We start from the raw sequence: 6,899 nt of genomic DNA on the forward strand, positions 1-6,899 counted from the left end.
AGGGGCTCACGGCGGGACGGGCGCACCGCGACCCGGTAGCCCAACGCGAGCGCCTGCGGCCACAGGCCGTGCACACCCGGGCCATTGCCCGCCGCAAGCACCCCGAACACATCGCCGCGCCGCTTCCACACCGCGCCGCCATTGTGGAGGGATCCTTCACGCCAATCCAGCGCCGCGCCCGCCGGCCGCGCGGGCCGCACCGCGTCGAATGCGGCGGCGACGGCATCGGCCACGCCGCCGGCCCCGGCACGGGTCACCGAGATCGGCAGCCCCGAAATCCGGCTGGCCAACTCGACGTACGTGGCGAAGTCCAGGCCGCCGATGACACCGTTCGCGAAGGCGTCGGCCGCCTTGGCCAGCGCAGCTTCGCGCTGCGCTGGCGGCAACGGCCGAACTTTGCGCTGTGCACCGATGGCGCGCGCCACGTACAGCGGCGGCACCATGCTCAGCTCGGCGACCGGGACACCGGCCGTGCTCAGCACGACTTCGCGGTTGCGCGTCCGGTACCCACCGTCCGGGCCAATCGCATCGATACTCAGCATGATCAGTACACACCTTCGATGACCGCTTCGCCCTCGAAGCTGGCCACCGGCCGCACCGCGCTGACCGAATCGCCGACTTGTCCTGCGGGCCCGGGCATCCGGATCGCCCGATCGCGTTCCAGGTTGTTGGGGATGAACATCCCCTTGCTGATGTGGTTCATCACCACCTGGCCGAGTTGCCCGTACGGCACTTGCTCCCCGGTGTCGGGATCCACCACCCAGAAGACGACGTAGGGCGTTCGCGGATCGAAGACGAACGACCCGTCGGCGGTGCTTCGGGTGACCGCCTGGGAAAGAACCATGGTGCTGCCGAACGCCATCGTGATCGTTGTGGCCGGGAAGATTTCGCGCAGTAGGTCAAGCGTGTCGGCGTCCACGTGCGCGCCGCTGAGCAACAAATAGCGGATCTTGCCGTTGATCAGGTCCACCACGCGGTCGTTGCGGGCGAACGCGTCGAGCAGTGGCGGGGTGGTGTGCAAATTGGCGACATTCTGCGTCTCCAGAATGAACACCGCCTGCTCGACGATGTGCTCGACGTAAGCCGCGACTTCCGCCGATGCATCGCGCGCGGTGAGCTTTTTGACCCAGCGCGGATCCATGTCGATCGTGTGGAATGCCGAACCGAGTCGCTGCGACACCAGGCGCGAGAAGTAGCCCACCCCATGCGGGCCGGCCGGCATCACGCACAGCAAGCCCCGGCCTGGGACGAAACCGCCCCCGGCGAAGTCTTCGGTTTGCCAATTCACCACTTGCGCAACCCAATCCGGCAGCTGGGCGGTCCGTTTGGGAGCCCCGGTGGTGCCGCCCGACTCGAAAACCTGGGGCACCGGCGGCGGGCATCCGTAACCGCGCGGAATGAGATCCTCGACGGGCGTATCGCGCAGCTCGTTGACGAGATTGGGAAACCGCCGCAGATCCGGGAAGGTCTGGATGTCGGTAAGCGGGTTGAAAGTCAGCGTCTTGGCCGTGCGCAACCAGAACACGGAACCGGTGTCTTCGCCGAAGTGCCAGGCGACCGCGGCACGCAGGTAGGCCTCGGGATCCTCGAGCGGCACCGATCGCGGGACGTCCAATAGCGAAAAGTCGACATCGGCCATGCCACCGATCCTGTCGCAGCCCGAGACGGCCGGGCAATCGGGTTCAGCGAGAAGACTTCTGGGGTTTGTCCGGTGTTTGTCGACGCGGGCCCGGAGGCCGGCTGTTCTCACCAAGGCAGCGCTGCGACACAATCAGAGCCGTCATGCCGAAAAACCTGGTCAGCCGAGTATGGCTCGCACTGCGGGAAGAGCCGCCGCCTCCCATCGCCGCACCCGACGCGTTCGACGAGGCCGAGGTCGCCGCCATGCTGCGTGAGCTTGGGATGGCGCTGATCGAGGTGGTGCAACCCACCAACCTGGTTCGGACCCGCCTGCTCAACATTGCCCGGCGCTACACCACGAAGGACGTACGCGTGGTCGCGCTGCCGACCGTCTTGCTGGTTCAGGTGGGAACCGTGGGTTACGAGATCGACGTGACCCAACGCGCCACCGCCCAACTGGACCTGGCCGATCGCGTGGCCGATATCGCCCGCCTCGCTGCGGCCGGGGCCATCGCGCCTGCCGATGCGGTCGCGAAACTCGCCGAGGCCCGTGCGATGCCGCTGCGCTTTCACCCCGCATTGGTCGTGCTGGGCTATGTCGTCACCACCATCGGCTTCGGCATGGTCCTCAACCCCACCTGGGCGTCACTGTGGGGACATGCGTTTCTGGGGATGGTCGTCGGCATGATTGTGGTTGCGGCACAACGAGTTCCCTCATTGAACGCCATCGTTCCGACGATGGCTGCGATGGCGGTCACGGTGCTGGCGACCTGGTTCGTCGCCGATGCCGCCAACGACGGCCTGATGCGGGTCATCGCTCCCTCGTTGGTGGCGATCTTGCCCGGCCTGTCCCTTACCGTCGGCGCGATGGAACTAGCCGGCTCGGCGACCATTGCCGGCGCCAGCCGTCTGGTATCGGGCATCGTCCAGTTGATGCTGATGGTGTTCGGGGTAGCCCTCGGCACGGCGCTTGCCGGCAAGGTCGCCCCCCAACAACCGTCTGCCCAGATGGGCCCGTGGGCGTTCTACGTGGCGATCCTGGTCATCGGAGCCGGTCTCTACATCTACTTGTCGGCGCCCCGAGGGTCGCTGATCTGGTTGACGCTGGCGGTCGGAGTCGCGCTGATCGGGCAAAAGGTCGGCACCGCGCTTTTGTCTCCGGCCCACGCCGGCGCGCTCGGGGCGGCGCTGGTCCTTCCGTTCGCGTTGGTCGCCACCCGTCTCAAGGGCGCGCCGACACCTCTGGTGATGGTGCTGGCGGCGTTCTGGGCGCTGGTGCCCGGAGCGATGAGCTTCGAGTCGATGTCGCAAGCCGCCAGCGGCGGCCACGGCGACTTGCCCACGCTGATCACCGCGATCGCCGCGGTCTTCTCGATAGCACTGGGGACGGTGATCAGTTGGAGCCTGATCAGCGCCTTCACGACGCGCCGAGACTCGTAGCGGCGCGGGCGCTACACCCCCGCGTGGTTGTGCAGCCCGCGCGGGTCGACATTCGCCCGGCGCCAGGCCCTGGCCGCCCAGGGCGCGTAGATGAACCACAGCGGCAGCCGGTTGATCAGCGGATTAAACGCGCGCACGACGGCGGCGAAGCGCTGGAATCGCTTCTCCTTCTTCGCATCCCACTGCAGCTCACACACCGTGCGCATCTGCGGCGGCAGGGTTCCGACAAGGACCAGCCGGGTGTAGGCGTTGACCGGCGCCGACAAAATCTTCCACAGCGGCCCGGGCACCCAGCGCGGGCCCGGTATCCCCTTGCGGATGTAGCCGGTGCCGTAGAGCACGGTCTTGTGCGGGACGAACCGCTCGAGCATGGAGTCCCAGTATTCGACGAAGTCGTCGTAGGTCTCGGGCTGGCCGCGGTCGCTGACCCCGTAGAGGCCGTACCAGATCTTGCCCTCTTCGAAGATCCGTTCCTTCTCGGCGTGCGACAGCCGCCGGATGAACATGTCGGTGGTGTAGATGACCTGGTCGACAAACGTGGCGTGCGCCCAGTAGAACAGCTCCGGATTCAGCGCGTGGTAGCGCGAGCCGTCGCTGATGGTGCCCTTGATCGGCTTGTGGAAATCCCGAACTTTGCGGCCCCACTCGTGCGGAGCCTCGGAGTAGACGGTCTTCATCAGCGGCGGCGCGGTGCGCTTGGCCCGGCCCAGCGTGTCGCTGAAAATCACTGAGTGATCGAGCACGCCCTGGGCGAGCTGTTCGATGCAGTTCTCGACGCCGGCGACGCGCTGGAATCCGAAGAACTGGGTGCGGTGATCGCCGTAGAACTTCCAGATCAGCGAATCCGGCCCCAGCCGCGGCGCGGAGTCGGCAATCCCGTCGGCCCCATCGTCCAGGGGGACCGGTACGGCCTCGCGCACGCCGGTGTCGAAGCGGGTTGCGGCGGTTGGCCCGGCCAACCGGTCATTCTGGGCGGTCAAGACGAACTCCCGTTATGAAGCAATGACACAAAATGATATCTTTGTTTCACGGTAGCAACCGGTTCGGGCGTCGGCAAAACGGGGTGAGCGATCATGCAGTCCGACGTGGGTCTTAAAGCCGACATGGGCCATCAAACGATCACCGAGCTCGATCGCACCATCCTGGACACCGCGCGAAAGGTCTTCGAGACCTACGGCGTGCGGCGCGCCAACATCGAGGACGTCGCCGCCCGTGCGGGTGTCAGCCGCAGCACCATCTACCGGCGCTTTCCCACCAAAGACCAGCTGTTCGAGCAGGTCGTGCGCCGCGAGGCCGAGCTCTTCTTCACCACGTTGGACCAGGCCACCACCGGCTGCGATCCGCAACAGGCCGTGATCGAGGCCTTCGCGCTCGGGGTGCGCCTAGTGCAGGACTCGCCGCTGTACTCCCGGATCGCCGAAAGCGAGCCCGAGCTGTTCGGCATGTTCTCCCGGTCCCACGTCTTCCCGATCGGCCGGTTCGCCGACGGAATCGCCCATACCCTGCGGCGATGCGGTGCCGACAGCCCCGAACCGGAGCTGGCCGACGTCGCCGACATCCTGCTGCGTGTCGCGCTGGGCATCATCATGTTTCCCACCGACCGGCTCGACACGTCAGATCCCGCGGCCGTCCGCGAGTACGCCGCCCGCTATCTGGTCCCGATCATCAGCCCAGCGGGCCACTAGTGCGCTGCGACTTGTCGGCACGCTGAATTAGCCTGTATCCGTGGCTGCCGCTCCACGAACCCGCTACGCCAGCTGCGGCGAAAGCGACATCGCCTACCAGGTATTCGGCGAAGGCCCGATGGACCTGGTGCTGCTGCCCGGGCCCTCCATCCCGATCGACTGCATCGACCTCGAGCCGTCGATGTACCGCTTTCACCGGCGGCTGGCGTCCTTCGCCCGAGTGATCCGGCTGGACCAGCGCGGGATCGGCCTATCGTCCCGGGTGTCCCACGACATGCTCGGGCCGAAGTTCTGGGCCAAGGACGTCATCGGAGTCATGAACGCCGTCGGATGCGAGCGGGCGACCATCGTGGCGCCGAGCTTCACCTCACTGACCGGGCTCCTCCTCGCCGCCGAATACCCCGACCGAGTCAGCAGCCTGGTGATCATCAACGGCGGGGCCCGCACGTTGTGGGCACCTGACTACCCGATGGGCGCCAAGATCGACGACATCGACCCCTACACGACGGTCGCAATTGACCCCGATGCCGTCGACCAGGGCTTCGACATGCTCGGCATCATCGCGCCCAGCGTCGCGCACGACGACGCGTTTCGCGCGTGGTGGGACATGGCCGGCAACCGCGCCGCCTCGCCGAGCATGGCGCTGGCGATGATCAAGACCATCCGAGGCGCTGACGTGCGTGACAAGCTGGCGCACATCACCGCGCCGACGCTTATCCTGCATCGCACCGACTCGGACTTCACGCCGCGCGAGCAAGGTGAATATCTCGCCAAGAACATCTGCGGAGCACGACACGTCGAGCTACCCGGCGCGGACACCCTGTACTGGGTCGGCAACACCGCGCCGTTGCTCGACGAGATCGAAGAGTTCATCACCGGCATGCGGGGCTTGTCCGATACCGAGCGCCTGCTCACCACGATCGTGTTCACCGACATCGTCGGCTCCACCGAGCGAGCCGCCCTCCTGGGCGACGACCGGTGGCGCGACCTGCTGGACAACCACGACACCATCGTTCGGCACGAGCTGCAGCGGTTCGGCGGGCGTGAGGTCAACACCGCCGGCGACGGGTTCGTCGCGACGTTCAGCAGCCCCAGTGCGGCGCTGGCCTGCGCCGACGAGATCGTCGACGCGGTTCACGTGCTCGGCATCGAGGTGCGGGTGGGCATTCACGCGGGTGAGGTGGAGGTCCGCGGCGCCGATATCGCCGGGATGGCCGTGCACATCGGCGCGCGGGTTTCAGCGCTGGCCGGCCCCAGCGAGGTGCGCGTGTCCTCGACGATTCGAGACATCGTCACCGGATCACGGCACAGGTTCTCCGACTGCGGCGAGAGCCCGCTCAAGGGCGTGCCGGGCGTGTGGCACATGTATGCCCTGGAGCGCGAGCACGCCGTCGTCCCGCGGTAGGTACCTGCGAAAAGACGAGAAAAAGACGAAAAGGACGACACATGACCGACGTGAATATTTCGGTGCCCCCTGCCCTGCGCCGGGCGCTGGATCTGCTCGTTGATCCGCCCGCGGAGCCGGACGTCAGCAAGGGCTATCTCGATCTGCTGGGATCCGGCGCGGGCGCCGGTGTCGCGAAGAACACCGGCGTGGTCCAGGCGGCGTGGGCATCACCGATCGGATCGATGCTCTACGACAACGCGCAAGCCCTCAGCCGTCGCGTCCTCAGCGCGTGGCAGCACCCGATCGAGTGGCTGAACATCCCGCCGGGCGGGACGGCACTGGACGTCGGATCCGGTCCGGGCAACGTCACCGCGTCGCTCGGACGCGCCGCCGGGGCGGACGGACTGGCGCTGGGGGTCGACATCTCGGAGCCGATGCTGACCCGGGCCGTGCGCGCCGAAGCGGGCCCGCAGGTTGGCTTCCTGCGGGCCGACGCGCAACGACTTCCGTTGCGCGACAACACTGTCGATGCGGTGGTCTCGATCGCCGTGCTGCAGCTGATTCCGGATCCGGCAGCCGCTCTCGCGGAGATGGCTCGGGTGCTGCGACCCGGCGGACGGCTGGCCGTGATGGTCCCCACCGCGGGGCGCGCCGCCCCGTTGTGGCGGATGCTGCCCAGCGCCGGGGCGCACGCGTTCGACGACGACGAGATCGCAGACATCCTGGAGGACAACGGCTTCGTCAGCCTGCGAGTCAAGAGCCTCGGC

At 67.1% G+C, this 6,899-nt stretch carries 6 protein-coding genes and 1 pseudogene; 4 read left to right on the plus strand and 3 right to left on the minus strand.

The genetic code is table 11. The features are described from left to right. Positions 1-542: pseudogene (locus VML93_RS13700) on the minus strand (aldehyde dehydrogenase); the annotation flags it as partial. Between the two features lie 2 nt (positions 543-544). Beyond that, positions 545-1,639 carry a phenazine antibiotic biosynthesis protein gene (locus tag VML93_RS13705; protein WP_325611359.1) on the minus strand — a complete coding sequence of 365 codons (1,095 nt, stop codon included), beginning with the start codon at positions 1,637-1,639 and terminating at the stop codon, positions 545-547. A gap of 143 nt (positions 1,640-1,782) precedes the next feature. On the opposite strand from VML93_RS13705, the gene VML93_RS13710 reads away from it, so the two are divergent. Next, the gene (locus VML93_RS13710) at positions 1,783-3,060 is read left to right on the plus strand and encodes a threonine/serine exporter family protein (protein WP_325611360.1); all 1,278 of its coding nucleotides are present in this window, start codon (positions 1,783-1,785) and stop codon (positions 3,058-3,060) included. A gap of 11 nt (positions 3,061-3,071) precedes the next feature. On the opposite strand, the gene VML93_RS13715 is transcribed toward VML93_RS13710, so the two are convergent. After that, positions 3,072-4,040 carry an oxygenase MpaB family protein gene (locus VML93_RS13715; protein WP_325611361.1) on the minus strand — a complete coding sequence of 323 codons (969 nt, stop codon included), beginning with the start codon at positions 4,038-4,040 and terminating at the stop codon, positions 3,072-3,074. 93 nt (positions 4,041-4,133) lie between these two features. Here VML93_RS13715 and VML93_RS13720 point away from each other — a divergent pair, with 93 nt between their 5' ends. The 3 genes from VML93_RS13720 to VML93_RS13730 form a co-directional block, all read left to right on the plus strand. Then, entirely contained in the window at positions 4,134-4,745 is a 612-nt protein-coding gene (locus VML93_RS13720) for a TetR/AcrR family transcriptional regulator (protein WP_325611363.1), read from the plus strand. A 40-nt stretch (positions 4,746-4,785) separates the two neighbouring features. Next, positions 4,786-6,150, plus strand: a complete 1,365-nt coding sequence (locus VML93_RS13725) for an adenylate/guanylate cyclase domain-containing protein (protein WP_325611365.1) — start codon at positions 4,786-4,788, stop codon at positions 6,148-6,150. A 41-nt stretch (positions 6,151-6,191) separates the two neighbouring features. Beyond that, positions 6,192-6,899 (plus strand): class I SAM-dependent methyltransferase (locus VML93_RS13730; RefSeq protein ID WP_325611366.1); only part of this gene is annotated, 708 nt, incomplete at its 3' end.

The organism is Mycobacterium sp. (assembly GCF_035499775.1).
Lineage (GTDB): Bacteria > Actinomycetota > Actinomycetes > Mycobacteriales > Mycobacteriaceae > Mycobacterium.

Coding starts and splice junctions, on each gene's coding strand:
- VML93_RS13720 (WP_325611363.1), top strand. CDS start 4,134: ATGCAGTCCGACGTGGGTCTTAAAGCCGACATGGGCCATCAAACGATC.
- VML93_RS13705 (WP_325611359.1), bottom strand. CDS start 1,639: ATGGCCGATGTCGACTTTTCGCTATTGGACGTCCCGCGATCGGTGCCG.
- VML93_RS13710 (WP_325611360.1), top strand. CDS start 1,783: ATGCCGAAAAACCTGGTCAGCCGAGTATGGCTCGCACTGCGGGAAGAG.